The organism is Microbulbifer sp. ARAS458-1 (assembly GCF_045348205.1).
Lineage (GTDB): Bacteria > Pseudomonadota > Gammaproteobacteria > Pseudomonadales > Cellvibrionaceae > Microbulbifer.
The window spans coordinates 2,041,595-2,058,040 of record NZ_CP155838.1; the positions used below are offsets into that span (position 1 = coordinate 2,041,595).

9 protein-coding genes are annotated in these 16,446 nt (G+C 51.7%); 7 read left to right on the plus strand and 2 right to left on the minus strand.

What is annotated here, in order from left to right; genetic code table 11:
- Nucleotides 1–170 precede the first annotated feature (170 nt).
- Nucleotides 171–1,841 carry a gamma-glutamyltransferase gene (gene ggt, locus AAFH99_RS08395; RefSeq protein ID WP_406827479.1) on the plus strand — a complete coding sequence of 557 codons (1,671 nt, stop codon included), beginning with the start codon at nucleotides 171–173 and terminating at the stop codon, nucleotides 1,839–1,841.
- A 97-nt stretch (nucleotides 1,842–1,938) separates the two neighbouring features.
- Nucleotides 1,939–4,578, plus strand: coding sequence for an aminopeptidase N (gene pepN / locus AAFH99_RS08400; RefSeq protein WP_406827480.1), 2,640 nt, complete (start codon nucleotides 1,939–1,941; stop codon nucleotides 4,576–4,578).
- A gap of 19 nt (nucleotides 4,579–4,597) precedes the next feature.
- On the opposite strand, the gene AAFH99_RS08405 is transcribed toward pepN, so the two are convergent.
- Entirely contained in the window at nucleotides 4,598–5,200 is a 603-nt protein-coding gene (locus tag AAFH99_RS08405) for a histidine phosphatase family protein (RefSeq protein ID WP_156035149.1), read from the minus strand.
- 29 nt (nucleotides 5,201–5,229) lie between these two features.
- A complete protein-coding gene (locus AAFH99_RS08410; protein ID WP_406827481.1) occupies nucleotides 5,230–6,789 on the minus strand; it encodes a carboxylesterase/lipase family protein in 1,560 nt (519 codons plus the stop codon).
- Nucleotides 6,790–7,404: 615 nt separating this feature from the next.
- On the opposite strand from AAFH99_RS08410, the gene AAFH99_RS08415 reads away from it, so the two are divergent.
- From AAFH99_RS08415 to AAFH99_RS08435, 5 genes are all read left to right on the plus strand, one after another.
- Nucleotides 7,405–8,703: an MFS transporter gene (locus tag AAFH99_RS08415; protein ID WP_081848003.1), complete on the plus strand. Its 1,299-nt coding sequence runs from the start codon at nucleotides 7,405–7,407 to the stop codon at nucleotides 8,701–8,703.
- Between the two features lie 448 nt (nucleotides 8,704–9,151).
- A complete protein-coding gene (locus AAFH99_RS08420; protein WP_406827482.1) occupies nucleotides 9,152–11,002 on the plus strand; it encodes a BapA/Bap/LapF family prefix-like domain-containing protein in 1,851 nt (616 codons plus the stop codon).
- Nucleotides 11,003–11,211: 209 nt separating this feature from the next.
- Nucleotides 11,212–12,663 (plus strand): TolC family outer membrane protein, encoded by a 1,452-nt coding sequence (locus tag AAFH99_RS08425; protein WP_043317058.1) that lies wholly within the window; start codon nucleotides 11,212–11,214, stop codon nucleotides 12,661–12,663.
- 60 nt (nucleotides 12,664–12,723) lie between these two features.
- Nucleotides 12,724–14,883, plus strand: coding sequence for a type I secretion system permease/ATPase (locus AAFH99_RS08430; protein WP_406827483.1), 2,160 nt, complete (start codon nucleotides 12,724–12,726; stop codon nucleotides 14,881–14,883).
- On the plus strand, nucleotides 14,883–16,202 hold the full coding sequence (locus AAFH99_RS08435; RefSeq protein WP_231491573.1) for an HlyD family type I secretion periplasmic adaptor subunit: 1,320 nt from the start codon (nucleotides 14,883–14,885) through the stop codon (nucleotides 16,200–16,202). The genes AAFH99_RS08430 and AAFH99_RS08435 overlap by 1 nt, the downstream gene beginning before the upstream one ends.
- Nucleotides 16,203–16,446: the final 244 nt, after the last annotated feature.

The window sequence follows — 16,446 nt, forward strand, 5'->3', positions numbered from 1 at the left end:
CGGAGAGACTTGCCCTGAGAATAACGATAGGGGCAGTAATTGTGAAATTCGAGATGACAGTTTTTATTTCCCGCTGCGTCAGCAAAGTATTAACAGGCTGGGGGCGACATGGCTGGGGGAATCGGCGCCGATACACGGGCTCTGGAGCACTGCGTGCCACGGGTGCATTTGTGGCATCGCTGTTGTTCACTGCCAGTGTGTATGGGTATGACCGTGTCAACGGGGAGGGGTTCGCCAGCCGTTCACCGGTTTTGGCCACCCAGGGCATGGCGGCGACGAGTCAACCCCTGGCAACTCAGGTCGCGCTGGATATCCTCAAGCAAGGGGGGAATGCCATAGACGCAGCGATTGCCGCCAACGCAGTGCAGGGGCTAATGGAGCCTACAGGAAATGGTATTGGCGGTGATCTATTCGCGATTGTCTGGAGCGCAAAAGACAAGAAGCTATACGGTCTGAACGCCAGTGGTCGCTCGCCGAAATCTCTGACTTTTGACTATTTTGCCGACAATAACCTGGATAAGATCCCCTCTCATGGGCCATTGCCCGTCTCCGTCCCCGGTGCGGTTGATGGGTGGTTTGAATTGCATTCGAAATTTGGCCAATTGCCGATAGAAAAGCTGCTAGCCCCCGCGATTCAATACGCGAACGACGGGTTTCCGGTGACCCAGCTGGTTGCTTATTACTGGAACCGCTCTGTGCCCATTCTTGAGAAGTTTCCAGGTTTCCGCGATACCTTTATGCCCGGTGGTAAAGCGCCCACCGAGGGCGATCTATTCCGTAATCCTCGCCTTGCCAAGACATTACAGAGAATTTCCGAAGGTGGTCGTGACGCGTTTTACAAAGGCGAAATCGCGCAGGAGATTGATCGTTACATGAAGCAAAATGGCGGATTCCTTTCCTATGAGGATCTTGCCAGCCACACCTCCGATTGGATCGAACCGGTGTCCACCAACTATCGCGGTTACGATGTGTGGGAGCTGCCGCCCAACGGGCAGGGGATAGCCGCTTTGCAGATACTGAATATCCTGGAAGCCTATGACCTGAAGAAGTTGGGGCGTACCAGTCCAGAGTATGTCCACCTGTTTGTGGAAGCGAAGAAACTGGCATTCGAAGACCGCGCAAAATATTACGCAGACCCCGCTTTCAATCAGCTACCAGTCAAACAACTGATTTCTAAGTCTTATGCAGACGAGCGCCGTAAACTGATCAATCCGGATAAGGCTGCTAAACGCTATGATGCAGGTAATGTGGCGCTGCGCCATGGAGATACGATTTATCTCACTACCGCCGATAAAGATGGAAATATGGTTTCCCTGATCCAAAGTAATTATCGAGGAATGGGCTCAGGAATGACCCCCGGTAAACTCGGCTTTATATTGCAGGATCGAGGTGAGATGTTCAGCCTGAAAGAGGGACATTTCAACCAGTACGAGCCCGGAAAGCGCCCTTTCCATACGATTATCCCAGCGTTTGTCACCAAAGACGGTAAGCCCTGGTTGAGTTTCGGAGTAATGGGGGGCGCTACACAACCGCAGATGCACGCGCAGATTGTCATAAATATGGTGGACTTTGGTTTGAATGTTCAAGAGGCCGGCGATGCACCGCGCATTCTGCATAGCGGTTCCAGCCAACCCACGGATGAGTTGATGGAAGATGGCGGCTATATCAGCCTAGAGGACGGCTTTCCCATGGAAACCCGACGAAAACTGGTGCAAATGGGGCATAGAATTCGCTTCGAGAGCGGCCCCTACGGAGGGTACCAAGGCATTCTGAAGGCTGACAATGATGTATATCATGGCGCATCGGAAAGCCGTAAAGACGGGCATGCAGCTGGTTATTGAGGTCGGTTGACTCAGTAGACTGAATAGATGGAAGTCGGGCGTCGACGAGCGAAAGCACTGCAGTCTCGCCCCCAGGTTTTACAAGAGATTGTTTGGAATGAAAGATACACAGCCACGCACCATATACCTGAAAGACTATCAGGTGCCCGACTATCTGGTGGATCGAACAGAGCTCACCTTCGATCTGGACCCGCACGCTACCCTGGTCAAATCGCGCCTTTATGTGCGGCGCAATCCGGAGGCTGATATCAATGGTTCACTACCGCCACTTTGGTTGGATGGCGTAGATCTGGAGCTATTGTCGATTGCGATAGATGGTGAGCTGCTTCCTGCCCAACGGTACACAGAAAAGCCTGGCGGTCTCTTATTGAGTATCGATAAGGCGGAGTTCGAGCTGGAAGTTCAGACGCGGATAGCACCGGAAACCAATACGTCTCTGGAAGGACTGTATCTGTCTAATGGCATGTACTGTACTCAGTGCGAAGCCGAGGGCTTTCGCAAAATTACTTTCTACCCAGACCGCCCGGACGTGATGAGTGTGTTCACCACGACCATCGTTGCCCCTGCGACGTACCCCGTACTATTGTCTAACGGCAATAAAATAGACAGTGGAACCACTGCAGATGGCCGTCTGATCGTGACCTGGGAAGATCCTTTCGCCAAACCTTCCTATCTGTTTGCTCTGGTCGCAGGCGATTTACAGCTTGTAGAGGATCATTTCACTACCTGCAGTGGACGTAAGGTCACCTTGCGACTGTACACGGAGCCAAAAAATATTGGCAAGTGCGAACATGCAATGATCTCACTCAAGCGCTCCATGAAATGGGATGAAGAAGTGTATGGCCGGGAATACGATCTGGATATTTTCATGATCGTGGCTGTAGACCACTTCAATATGGGCGCGATGGAAAACAAAGGGTTGAATATTTTCAATTCCGCCTGTGTGTTGGCAAGCCCGGAGACCGCCACAGATGCGGCATTTCAGCGTATTGAAGCAATTGTCGCCCACGAATATTTCCACAACTGGTCGGGCAACCGGGTCACCTGCCGCGACTGGTTTCAGTTAAGCCTGAAGGAGGGGTTCACTGTATTCCGCGATGCGGAGTTTTCTGCAGATATGAACTCTCGCGCAGTTAAACGCATTGAGGATGTCACTCTTTTACGGACCGCGCAGTTTGCCGAAGACGCCGGCCCCATGGCTCACCCTGTCCGTCCCGATTCCTATATGGAAATTTCAAACTTTTATACCCTCACCGTCTATGAAAAAGGCGCAGAGGTAGTGAGAATGATTCACACCATTCTTGGTGCTGAGGGCTTTCGCCGTGGTAGTGATCTGTATTTCGAGCGCCATGACGGTCAGGCAGTTACTTGTGAAGACTTCATTGTGGCAATGGAGGACGCCAACGGCGTGGATCTGAAACAATTCCGTCGTTGGTACAGTCAGGCCGGTACTCCGGTACTGGATGTGGATGACTCGTACAATGCTGAAACCAGGGAGTATCGCCTGACCATTCGTCAGTACACCCCGAATACACCAGGTCAGTCAAACAAGTTACCCCTGCACATTCCTGTAACCATAGGCCTGCTCGGTAGGGATGGCAGTGAACTTGCTCTGGATGAGTCGGGAGATGTAGAGCGAGTTTTACACCTCACCGAATCCAGCCAGGAATTTATCTTCCGGAATATTCCTGAACAACCATTGCCCTCACTGTTACGCGGTTTCTCGGCGCCGGTCAAATTGCGGTACGGCTACAGCGAGGAACAGTTGCTGTTTTTAATGCAGCACGATAAAGACCCATTTAACCGATGGGACGCGGGGCAGCGGCTTGCATTTAACGCACTGTCAAAACTGCAGAGTGCCTTCCGTAGCGGGAGCGAGCTGGTGGTGCCGAAAGCGTTGGTGAAAGGGCTTTCGGCGGTTTTGGAAAATGCACAGCTGGACCCTGCATTGATCGCAAAAATGCTGACGCTACCCAGTGCCCAGGAACTGGCGGAGCACGGGGAGGAAATTGACGCCCAGGGGATCATCGCTGTACGTAAGTTTTTACGAGATGCGCTGGCTAACGCATTAAAAGCGAAGCTGCTAAAACGTTATGAAGCACTTGATTCCTCAAAGCCCTATCGCCCTACGGCCGATGATATTGCCGAGCGTAGCCTGAAAAATACGTGCTTGTATTATCTGTGCGCTACGGGTGAGAAAGAAACACTGGCTCTGGCGGAGTCACAGTTGGCCCGTGACGACAACATGACCGATAGCGCTGCGGCACTGGCAGCCTTGATTGAATTTGGTCCCGCGGAGCAGGCCCAGGCTCATCTGGATGCGTTCTATGAAAAATGGCAGCACGATACACAGGTCGTGGAGACTTGGTTTGGTCTGCAGAGTAGTAGTCCAACGTTCGGCACCTTGGCCAAGGTGCGCACTCTCATGCAGCACAGTGCTTTTGAAGTCAAGAATCCGAACAAGGTAAGGGCGGTGATTGGTGGTTTTGCTATGCGAAATTTCACTCAGTTCCACGCTGAAGATGGTAGTGGGTACGGATTTCTTGCCGAGCAGGTTATCGCGCTGGATAAGCTGAACCCACAAGTGGCGGCGCGGATAGTAGTCCCGCTGACTCGCTGGCGAAAATATCGTGCGGATGAATCTGTACAGATTCAAACGGCGTTGAAGCAGGTGCACGATAGCGGGGAGCTTTCCAGAGATCTCTACGAAGTAGTGAGTAAGAGCCTTGCGGACTGACAGGGTGGGCAGAGAGCGGCTACTGGATCTGGTTCCTGGAGGCGCGTTCCTGCCCCAGCCTGACGATATTGAGCCTGCCGCTGCCTGACTTCAGGCTCAAGTGGGTTTGCGAGGTGTAGTCTGCAAGAAACTGGGTGACTCGGTGATCTCCGCGGATCGCTGCTACCACGGTATTAATCACCATAAAATGGCAGAATATCAGAGTGGTATGGACCCCCTGATCGGTCTCCTGCTTTATCAGGGCCTGCAATATGCGCCTACGCCATAAAACCTGCTCTGAGGTCATGCTTTCCCAGCTGCTGTTCAGAAACTCTTGAATCCATGCCCCGCGTTGGGCCAAGGGGATGTTCTCCGGTGATGGGATCTCGATGAAATCATCAGATCTCAAGATTGATTTTTTCCAAAGGTTGGATACCGGCCTTGCGGTTTGCAGTGCGCGTGCTTTGGGACTGCTGATTAGCCGGACTCCGGCGCCATGGGGATACTGCCGCTGCAGGTCTTTCGCTAATTCCGTGGCCTGCCGGCGCCCCTGCTCGGTTAGGTCCGGGTCGCTTTCCGTCGGTGACTTAGCGGCTTCCCCGTGGCGGATCAGTACGATGTTATGCATTGTCGGACGCTTCATTAGAATCTGGAGCACTGATTCTACGTATTTTATAGGAAACCGCGTAATTGCTGGTCGTCCAGGTCTGCCCACAGAGACTCTAATGCGGCGGGGTTGAGAGCTCTATCGGACTGATCCCCAAACTGTTGGCTGTGCCCCGATTCATACCCGGGCCAGTGATCGCCTGGCTCGCCGGTCTCGGCAAATCTCAGCCAGGCATCACGCATTGATGCACTAAGGATATGTGGTTCGGTTTCACCGCCATAAAAATGAGCCAGTTCTTCTGCGCTATGGGTGCCAAACACGTATCCCAATTCAGCGGCATGGCAGGCGCCCAACAGGGGCTGAGCGCTGAGTGGATGGGTGAAGTGATAATGATAGCGCTTGCCTTGATGCGCACTTAAAAGCCGAAGCCCGGGAACAGTGAATACCATGTCGGTCAACATCAGATTCCAGGCGCGACTCCATAAGGGCCACGGATTTTCCGCCATAGACTCCGCGCGGCCGCGGTAGTGTTCGAGCAATGGGGCTATCAGTGGCGCAGGGATGATGTGTTGCAGATGTGTGCGAATTTGCTGGTCATCAAGGGTGTAGCTCTCCGGCCTGGCCGCGCTGAAGAGGTTCCACTCATCGCTGTTACTTCCGACCATCATCGCAACATTGGCTGCGGCGGGATTTTTCAGCGCATCGACGGGAGCTTTGTGTAGGAAGTTTCCATCTTGTACTGGCTTAAATGGTAGGTGGCCCCATTGTTTGTCGGTCGCAGGGTCGTCCAGCAAGGTAGCCTGTGCTTTCAAAAGCTGTTGCACTGTGACTTGATGAATGGGTGTGTGCGTATCGATCTGTAGTGTTTCCAGAAAAGACTCTGCCAGTTCGTTCGCGGCCGTCGGAGGATGGTAAACCCCGGGGTTGCCGCTCTGCACAATTGCCTTGTGGAAAAGCTTTCCACAGATAGGCTCCGGTTGCTGCGGGCAGGCAGAAAATAGCGAAGCAATGCTCATTGCACCCGCTGATTCGCCAAACAATGTGATGTTTCCTGGGTTTCCCCCGAATGCGGCGATATTTTTCTGTACCCACAGGAGCGCAGCCAGCTGATCCATTAGCCCCTCATTTCCGGTAGCGGGTATTTCACTGATGTCACACAAACGTAAAAAACCGAATGCGCCCAGGCGATAATTCAAGGTCACCACTATGGCGCGACCGCTCGCCGCCAAGTACTTGCCATCATAGAGTGCCTGATTACCGGAGCCCAGATAAAAGGAGCCACCATGAATCCAGACCATGACTGGTAGCTTTTCTTGTTGGGGATTCAGGGGGGCATAGACATTCAGGTAGAGGCAATCCTCTGAATCCGGCTGCTCACCGTTGGGCCCATGAATTTCGAACAAGGATGACGGATTTTGCGGGGCGGGCATTCCGTAACGGGTGGCCTCCAGTACCCCTTCCCAGGGGGATAAGGGGTGAGGCGCTCGCCACCGAAGCTCTCCCACTGGTGGCTTAGCGTAAGGAATCCCCAAAAACTGCATCACCGAGTGTTGTGGTTCCAGTTTCCCTTTGACTGCTCCACAGGGGGCATCGATCAGCAGCGTATCATTCGGTGGGGTTTGCATCGGTATCCAGTCCTGCGTGTTTGTCGTGGTTCAGCAACCGCTTAGGGGATGCGCTGGGCAGAGCCTCTGTCAGTATAGAAGCTGTCACATTCCTGCAGATTCGGGCGCCGTCTATTAAGAAAATGTTTCCGGGCATTAATTGACGAATACGGTTTCATCGACCCGCTGTTGAGATATGATTAAAAGGTTACTGTCCTGCTCATACTAAAATGCAGGTACACAGACAAATCGGCCATCCCTCCTAACCAGAGCATTTTTCATGTTGAATAAACTTTTAGACGCCGTCTCTACGTGCTTGCGGAATCAAAAGATGACCGTAGGTACTGCTGTGTCTAGTGTGCAACATACCCTGGCCGACTACGTATCGGACGCTTTGTCCGGTGTGTCTCTATGTACTCTGCTATGCACCAAGTCTTCGGGAACTGAATATTCCGCAATGGCGCATGTTGGTTCTGCGATTGTGTGTAAAGTACACCAAGTGCGTAAGACCCGCTATTTGTTAACCTGACAGTCAAATTGAATTGTGCTGGAGGGTTTTCCCAAGACCCTCCCCAGAAAACCCGGAGCGTCTTGGCCTCCGGGTTTTTTTTTGCCGCAAATTTGGGAGATAACGGCATGGACAGGCAGTGGTGGCAATCACTTTATGGCTTACCGCCTTTGATTTGGGTCGTTCTGATCGGCAGCTTTTTTGGCCGCGGTACCTATTTTATGGTGTGGCCTTTCCTTGCGGTGATGCTGCACGAAAAATTTTCTCTGACTCCCGGCACTATTGGGGCAGTACTCAGTATTTCAGCGATGTGTGCCGCTGTTCTGGGATTCTATACCGGTGCGCTGTCCGATCGATTTGGCCGAAAGTTCCTGCTGTTGGCAGGTACGCTGATTAATGTTTTTGCCTTCTGTTGTCTCGCCGTAGCCGATAGCCTGTCGGAGTTCGCGGTGGCGATTACCTTAAGTGCGATTGGGCGGTCAGTATGGGAGCCACCGGCGATGGCAATGTTTGGTGACTTGATACCAGATAAAAGCGTACGCGAGCTCGCACTTCAATTTCGCTATTTTCTGATTAATGTGGGTAGTGCCCTGGGGCCGATGATTGGTGTATGGGTTGGTATAAGTGCTCAACAGACAACATTCGGCGTAACTGCGGTGAGCTACCTAGGTCTGTTTATCGCTTTTTTGTGGGCGTTTGTCGTTTTACGGCCGGCATCCGAGAATCGAAACAACGAGGGTCCTGCGACGAGCTTCGCGAGCACTTTGCGTGTACTTTCTCAAGACACAATATTTTTGGTAACGATTTCGGCGAATATTCTCGCGCTTTTCATATACGCGCACATGGATTCAAGCCTGATACAGTACCTGACGGTGAGTGATGCCCCCAGGGTTGTATCTCTTATTTCAAGTATGATCCTGATCAATGCATCGACCATCGTATTTCTGCAGTTTCCTTTGCTGCGCTTCATGCGTCATCTGGCCGTCAATCAACGTATCTTGATAGGGCTGGTTGTACTGGCGTTTGGTCAGCTCTGGTTTGCATTCAATCCCGTTCAGTGGTTTTACGGTTGGTTGGGAGCAACATTTCTGATCAGCATTGCAGAGGCAATTTTGTTTCCAAATATGAGTGTCCAGATAGACCGAATGGCGCCCGCAAATCTTCGCGGTAGCTACTTTGGCGCAACCAGTCTGTATGCGTTCGGTTGGTCCAGCGCCCCCCTGGTAGGTGGATTTACAATCCAATTTCTGGGGGGGCAGGTCTTGTTTCTGGGGACATTTCTCTTGTGTCTTTTGGTAATGCTTTTGTACGTTTACGCCGGAAGACTCGCTGTATCATCGGTGATCGAATCCCCGATCGAGGAGAAAGTGGGTAAAAGTCCTGGGGTTGAATCTGAAAAGCCCACTCCGGTTCAATCTGCTGTCTGACACCGATCTCAACATTCACCTGCATCGCGGCCTTCCTTGCGGAGGGCCGCCACTTCATTCGTCGTTATTTCGGACGGCAGTCTTTCCGATCACCGCCTGGTGATCCCGGTTGAGGCATCGCCACGCCAGAGGTCTTTGTTTGGCGTGAGACCTTGTTTGTTGGCGCTGTATATGGTGATGCTGAAAATCGGTTCCGCTCAAATTGTGACCAACTTCAGATTATGTAGCGGATAAATTTAGCTATTGGCGCAAATATATCTTTCTTCGCATATATTCATTTTTTTAAACGAACGCCGTTAACTTGAAAAATCTGAATAACTCATCCATACCAAAGTATGTGTGATTAAAAATTACACAGATTGTGCAGGTGGTGATCGCCCCGGAGGTGTGGCAGTCATCAGATTCTTTGGGGTCCATCAGAAAGTGATGGAAAGAAAAGGTATGCAGGATGCAAACCCAGGTAGTCGATAAGTCTAGCGGCGCCTTGAGTTCATTCGATTCCACCCACGTGGTTTTAGATGCACCAGGGTTCGTAAAACTTCAGTTAGCGCAGAGCGAAGTGCGTGCGTTTTCAAGGGCAGGAGATGATCTGATTATTCAGCTCGCTTCTGGTGAAGTCGTTACGATCGAGAATTTCTATCTCGCAGATGTAGCAGATATTCAAAGTGATCTGTTCCTGGAAGACCCGGATTCAGGCGCCGTGCTGCTTGCGCAGAGGGGCGTGGATGGCTCCATCTTTTCCATGGCTCAGGTCAGTACCAGCTCGGACCTTGCTGGCGTCGTTCCGCCTACGGGAGATGTGGTTTGCCCCTGGGTCTGGGCGGGGCTCGCGGCGCTGGGAATCGCGGCAATCGCCCATGCAGTCGATGACGATGATGACGACAATGAGCGTGGAACATTTGAACCATTTTTAAGACCTACGCCATTTTCCGCCCCCCCACCGCCACCCGCACCTCCCCCCGCCCAAGAACCTCCGGTAATCGATCCTCGAACAAACGAGCCCCCGCCGCCACCACCACCGGATGGCGATGCCGATGCGGATTCCGACGCGGATGCAGACGCTGATGCGGACGCGGACGCGGACGCGGACTCGGATGCGGATGCCGATGCGGATGCCGATGCGGATGCCGATGCGGATGCGGATGCGGATGCGGATGCGGATGCGGATGCGGATGCGGATGCGGATGCCGACGCCGATGCCGATGCCGATGCCGACGCTGATGCCGATGCCGATGCCGATGCTGACGCCGATGCCGATGCCGATGCCGATGCCGATGCCGATGCCGATGCCGATGCCGATGCTGATGCCGATGCGGATGCCGACGCCGATGCAGACGCCGATGCGGACGCCGACGCCGATGCTGACGCTGATGCAGACGCCGATGCGGATGCGGACGCCGATGCAGACGCAGACGCCGATGCAGACGCCGATGCAGACGCCGATGCAGACGCCGATGCAGACGCAGACGCCGATGCGGACGCAGACGCCGATACGGACGCCGATGCGGACGCAGACGCCGATGCCGACGCGGATGCCGACGCGGATGCAGATGCCGACGCCGATGCCGACGCAGATGCCGACGCAGACGCCGATGCCGATGCAGACGCCGATGCAGACGCCGATGCAGACGCGGATGGCGACGCGGATGCAGATGCCGACGCAGATGCCGACGCAGATGCAGATGCAGATGCAGACTGCGATAAGAAATGCGAAATTAATGTAAATGTCGACGTAGATCTTGAATGTGACGCCGATGCGGATTCAGACGCAGACGCTGATTCAGATAGTGACTTTGAGTATTCATTTGAATTTGTATACAAAGGAAGTGAGTTCGATGTCGATATCGAAATTGATCTAGACAAGATCAAAACTGAGGATAGCTGTGAGATAAATATTGAAGTTGATATTGATATTGCTTATTCGCTGGTTGACGACTATGGAAACCCAGTTCCCTGTCCGGACCCACTATTGGAAGATCATATAGAAACTGCAATGGAACAGAGTATCGAGCTTGGCCTGGAAACGGTGTTGAGTATGTATTTTGGGAACGATTGCTGCTGTGAAGACCCGTACGATCAATACATTGGGAATGAGACGCCGGGAGCCCTATCAGTTAGCCTTGGAGATTTGTTAGAGGGCCATTTCGAAAGTTCGGAGCCGCTACAGCTAGGGTTCGATATGTTGACTACAGACGCGTCACCAATTTCGAGCGACCTTGCTGCTCCGGAATTCGTGGCGATCGAAACCCCGGATCTAACTCAAGACCTTTGGCAGCAGGGCGGTACATACGAGCTCTAAACATGATTTCAGCATTTGCCCGATAACTTGGGCGCCACAAGCACCGGGCTAAAAACCCGGTGCTTTTTTATTGAGCTAAACTTTATGCGGCAATAGAAATAAATTCCCGCACAGGGCCAAAAGGTCACCGAATCGCCAGGATGCGATTGAGTTGCGGCACAAAAAAGTGAATAAATGTGAGCCAGCGATACGATTCCCGCGAGCTAAGGATGGCTGAGCGTCGTAATGCCCGCCAGTCCAGATTTCTTCTTCTGCTACTCGTAATCGGTGTATTTACGGGCGCCACTCCCTTACTTGCCGATACTTCCCGGGAGATTGAGATCGAATCCATCAGCCCGAGCCGGTTACAAAGTGAGGTGGCAGTTAACCCGCTGTTCTCCGCTCAGCCCTTGAATCCGGTAACCACGTCGAGTACCGGCGCTTTTCAAATCAGCATGACAAATGCTGTTCAGCAAGCGGTTGGATGGCATCCGGCGGTTGGGCAATCTGTCGGTGAACTGCAGCGGCAGCAGGAAAATATTCGCGCCGCGCGAGCCGGCTATTTTCCACAAGTCAGCGTTGGTGTTGTAGGTGGATACGAAACAGAAAACGAAGGGAATGGTGATGGGCACGCAGTCCAACTCTATGTTTCGCAAGTTCTGTACGATTTTGGAAAGATAGCGGGTAGTGTCGACACCGCAACGGCTGGAGCCCGGGCATCCCAGGCACGTGTACTTCAACAGATTGACACGATTGCTCGCGATACAGCGCAGGCAGCGATTGAGGTGCTGCGATACCAGTCGCTGGTGGACTCCGCAGATGCTCAAGTAGAAGGTGTTTCCGCAATTTCGAATCTCGTGATCATGCGAAACCAGCGTGGAGCAAGTTCACGCTCAGATGTACTGCAAGCTCAAGCGCGGATTGAATCGGCTCGCGCTAATCGACAGCAGACCATTGCTCAGCTCAATCGCTGGCGCAGTGTTTTGCAAAATCTAATGGGGGTCGAGCAGTCAATAGTACTAAATAACGGAGTTCCCCAGTCTATTGTTAGCGGTTGCTCAGTTGATCCTCTTCAAGCGAACACCGCTCCCGCAGTGCTGATCGCAGAAGCAGAACGTGCGGAAGCGGTAGCGCAATTGAAGGAGGCTCGTGCCCAATCCTGGCCGACACTATCGCTGGACGGAAGCGTAAATAGCTATCTGGACCAGGAGTATGTCGACGTCAATGCGCTTAATGATCATGAAAGTGCGATATTTCTGAATCTATCTATGCCGATTTACCAAGGGGGAAGGTTGTATGCAAATCGCGATGCTGCAAATTTTGCTATGCGTTCTGCTGAGGCTGCAAAAGACAATGCTCGGCTGGCAGTTGCGAGAGATCTGCGTATCGCGCAGAGCCAAAGCATCGGTCTGGAACGTAGTCTGAATATCCTCGATACCCGCCTACATGCAATTGAGGAAACCAGAGATTTGTACCGTAAGCAGTACTCGGCATTGGGGACGCGTACTCTGGTGGAATTGCTCAATTCGGAAGAAGAGGTACAGCAAGCTCGTATTGAGAAAAACAATACACAATACGATCTGTATAGCTTGCAAGTTGATTGCCTCTACACCGTAGGGCAGATTCGCAGTGCCTTCAATCTTGATGGCCGTCAGATCCAAGGCATTGAGATTCTGCCGTGACCATGCGTTTTTCTCGGGCTTGCAGTGGAATCACAGATTTCAAGGGTGGATATAAGTAGTATGAATAGTTCCGATCAATTGCGCGCAGATTACGCCCCTTGGCTCGCTGCCGTACTTTCCGTTGCGAAATATTACCGGTTGGATTTCTCGGCTGAAAATGTCCGTATTGCCGGTGATTGGAGTGGTAAGGGGACGACTGAAAGCGTTATTCGGAGTATGGCGAGACAGGCTGGCCTGGTTGCTCGGTTTACTACATTCAATGAAAATATGTTGTCTCCTTGGCGTCTGCCCCTGGTAGTTCAGCTGAAAGGTGGACAGGTTGGAGTCATCCAGACTATCGATGGGAAGGGAAAAGTAGCGTTATCACTGAGTGGTGATGACGGTGCCACAACATCCGTCAAATCTAGTGTATTGACCCGGGAAGTGACATCTGTCGTAGTCATGAGGCCGTCTAGCAACGTCTCAGATGTTCGTGTTGATGACTACATAAAGCCGCCCGAGAAACACTGGTTCCGCTCTATCATATTGCGAGATCTGAAACCGTATGGACATGTGGTTATTGCGACTACAGCGGCTAATATTCTCGCTCTCGCAGGAATCCTTTTCTCTAAGCAGGTATATGATCGTGTTATACCGGCGGAATCCATGCCCACGTTGTACGTACTCTTTGTTGGTGTGTTAATTGCAATTCTTTTTAGTTTTATTCTGCAAGTAACGCGTATAAAGATCACAGATCTTCTGGGAAAACGGGCGGATATTCGAGTCTCTGATCTTGTTTATGGTCATGCAGTCCGGTTACGAAATAGCGCGAAGCCGAAATCAACAGGTGTGTTTATTTCGCAGATCAAAGAGTTGGAGCGAGTCCGGGAAATGGTCACTTCAACGACTATTCTCGCGCTTGCGGACTTCCCATTCTTTTTTCTCTTCTTGTTTGTTATGTGGTATGTGGCTGGCCCGCTTGCGTTGGTGCCTTTAGGTGCGCTGGTGCTTCTTGTTGTGCCTGGGTTACTCGCGCAGAAAAGGCTGTCGAACCTCGTCGCAGAGGCAAACCGGGAGGCTGCTCTGCGGAATGCAATGTTGGTAGAAACCATCCAGGGTATGGAGGACATCAAGGCGTTACAGGCGGAGCAGCGTTTTCAGCAACAGTGGAATCACTATAACGCGGTGACATCTGAGGCTAGCCTCAAACTGCGCAATCTGATTGGCAGGCTGACAACCTGGACCCAAAACATTCAAACTTCGGTCTTCGCCATCGTGGTCTTGATTGGTGCCCCAATGGTAATGGCTGGAGATCTGACAACGGGATCATTAGTCGCCGCTTCAATACTGGGCTCGAGAATGATGGCACCAATGTCACAGATTACACAAGTCTTGAGCCGCTGGCAGCAAGCGAAGTACGCCTTGAAAGGCCTGGATCAGATCATGCAACTACCTGTGGATCATCCACAAGGGAGTAAGCGAGTACATATTCCTAGCATCTCTGGCAACTACTCCTTGAATCAGGCAGTGTTTAAATACAGTGCAGATTGCGCTTTGCCTGCACTCATCGTATCGAAACTGAATATTCGGTCGGGAGAGAAAATTGCGATTCTTGGGCGTAATGGAGCCGGAAAGTCAACCTTGCTGCAGGGCTTGTCTGGAATTCTCGAGACAAGCCAAGGCGAGATAACACTTGATAATGTAAGTCTGTCCCATATTGATCCGGCGGATACACGGAGAGATATTGGCCTTCTCACACAAAACTCGACCTTGTTCCACGGTACGCTTCGAGAAAATATCACTCTCGGTGCACCGGGTGCGACTGATCACGAGATAGTGGCGGCACTGGATATGTCTGGGGCCTTGGAGTTTGTTCGGAAACTCTCGAAGGGATTGGATCACATGGTTCTAGAGGGGGGATTAGGTATGTCAGGTGGGCAGCGGCAATCCCTGCTTCTGGCCAGGCTGTTCATTCGCGACCCGAGCATAGTTTTGCTGGACGAGCCTACTGCATCACTCGATGACATGACTGAAAAACGCTTTATCGCCAAACTGCAAAAGTGGGCTGTCGGAAGGACGTTGATTATCGCAACCCATAGGAGCAGCACACTTCAGCTCGCCGAGCGAATTCTTGTGGTGGAGAATGGAGAGCTGGTCCTGGATGCACCAAAAGCAGATGCCTTGAGTCGTTTGGCGCAAGCTTCTTCACGCGATAGTCGGAGCAGAGAGGTAGTCAGCTAGTGGCAACAGATAGTGCGAAAGGTTCGAATAATGAAATTGGCGCGAACCCAAGTAGTGATCAAATGATCATTCCTGCTGCTATTGGCGCAATCGACGATAAATCGAAAAGTGCGAGTAGCGTTGCAATTCTTGAAGCTGATTTTCAGAATGCCGGAGCTCATTTCAACGTCGACCTTGATGATTCTCGACTAACAAAATCCACTCGAGTTGTATGGATTTTTTTACTTCTATTAATTTCCCTTATTACATGGTCGTATTTCGCGGAAGTCGACGAAGTGTCCCGAGGAAGTGGAAAGGTAGTACCGACATCTCGCGCACAGATCATCCAGTCGCTTGAGGGAGGAATTCTCGCAGATCTGAAAGTGATGGAGGGGGATATTGTCGAGCAGGGGCAAGTCATCGCGCAGCTTGACCCGACGAAGATCCGATCAAATGTCAATGAAAGTGAAGCGCGGTTTCGCGCAGCTTTGGCTAGTGCCGCGCGATTAAGTGCAGAAGTGAGTGGTGGAAAGCTGGCCTTTCCGCGTGAGTTAGCCGGATATGAAAGTTTGATTGCAAAGGAGAGAAAACTGTACGCAATTCGGCAGAACGGATTGAAAGACGCATTGGAGAGCCTGGAGGAGTCGCTTGATCTGGTAAAAAGTGAACTGAAAATCACCAAGGATCTGGTGGAATCCGGCGCAGCGAGTAATGTAGAGGTGCTCAGGTTGAGCCGCCAAAAATCTGAGCTGGAGCTTAAAATCAAAGAGGCCAAGTCAGAATATATGGTGCAGGCTCGAGAGGAGCTTTCCAGTGTCAGCGCCGAAGTCGAAGCATTGCGATCTATTATTGAGGGTCGGTCCGACTCTCTTACCCGGCTAACCCTAAAATCCCCGGTCCGTGGCATAGTCAAGGACATCGCTGTGACCACAATTGGAGGTGTCATACCCCCGAATGGTCATTTGATGGAAATCGTACCCCTGGACGATCGCCTGTTAGTTGAGGCGAAGATCTCTCCTAGAGATATTGCCTATATTCACCCGGGGCAAAGCGCGAAGGTAAAAATTACCGCGTACGATTACTCAATTTTTGGCGGTCTAGAAGGGAAGGTGGTGACGATATCTCCTGACACGATTCAGGACGAGAATAAACCTGATGAATATTATTATCACGTAACCATACTCACTGACGCGCCAGCCTTAATTAATAAATCGGGTAAAAGATTCCCAATTGTTCCCGGTATGATTGCGTCAGTAGATATAAAGACGGGGGCCAAGACAATTTTTGATTACCTCGTTAAACCTATCAATCAAGCCGGCGAGGCACTCAGGGAGCGCTAGTTCGTCAGCCAGGTTCGGTTTTCATCTCGACCACCTGATGTATTCCGACAGGTGGTCTCATCCTGTCTATGTCAACAGCGATTTCGAAATTTTGCTTTTTGCACAGTTTTTAGAGATCCACCTCCCTAATTGAAAGCAGTGGCCAAGTAAATGGCTCTTTCGGATTCCGGAAGGGGCTATTGGATGCATTCAGTGTCATTTCTTCGACCTGACAGTTCTCGACAACTATTTATTTACTAGTCTG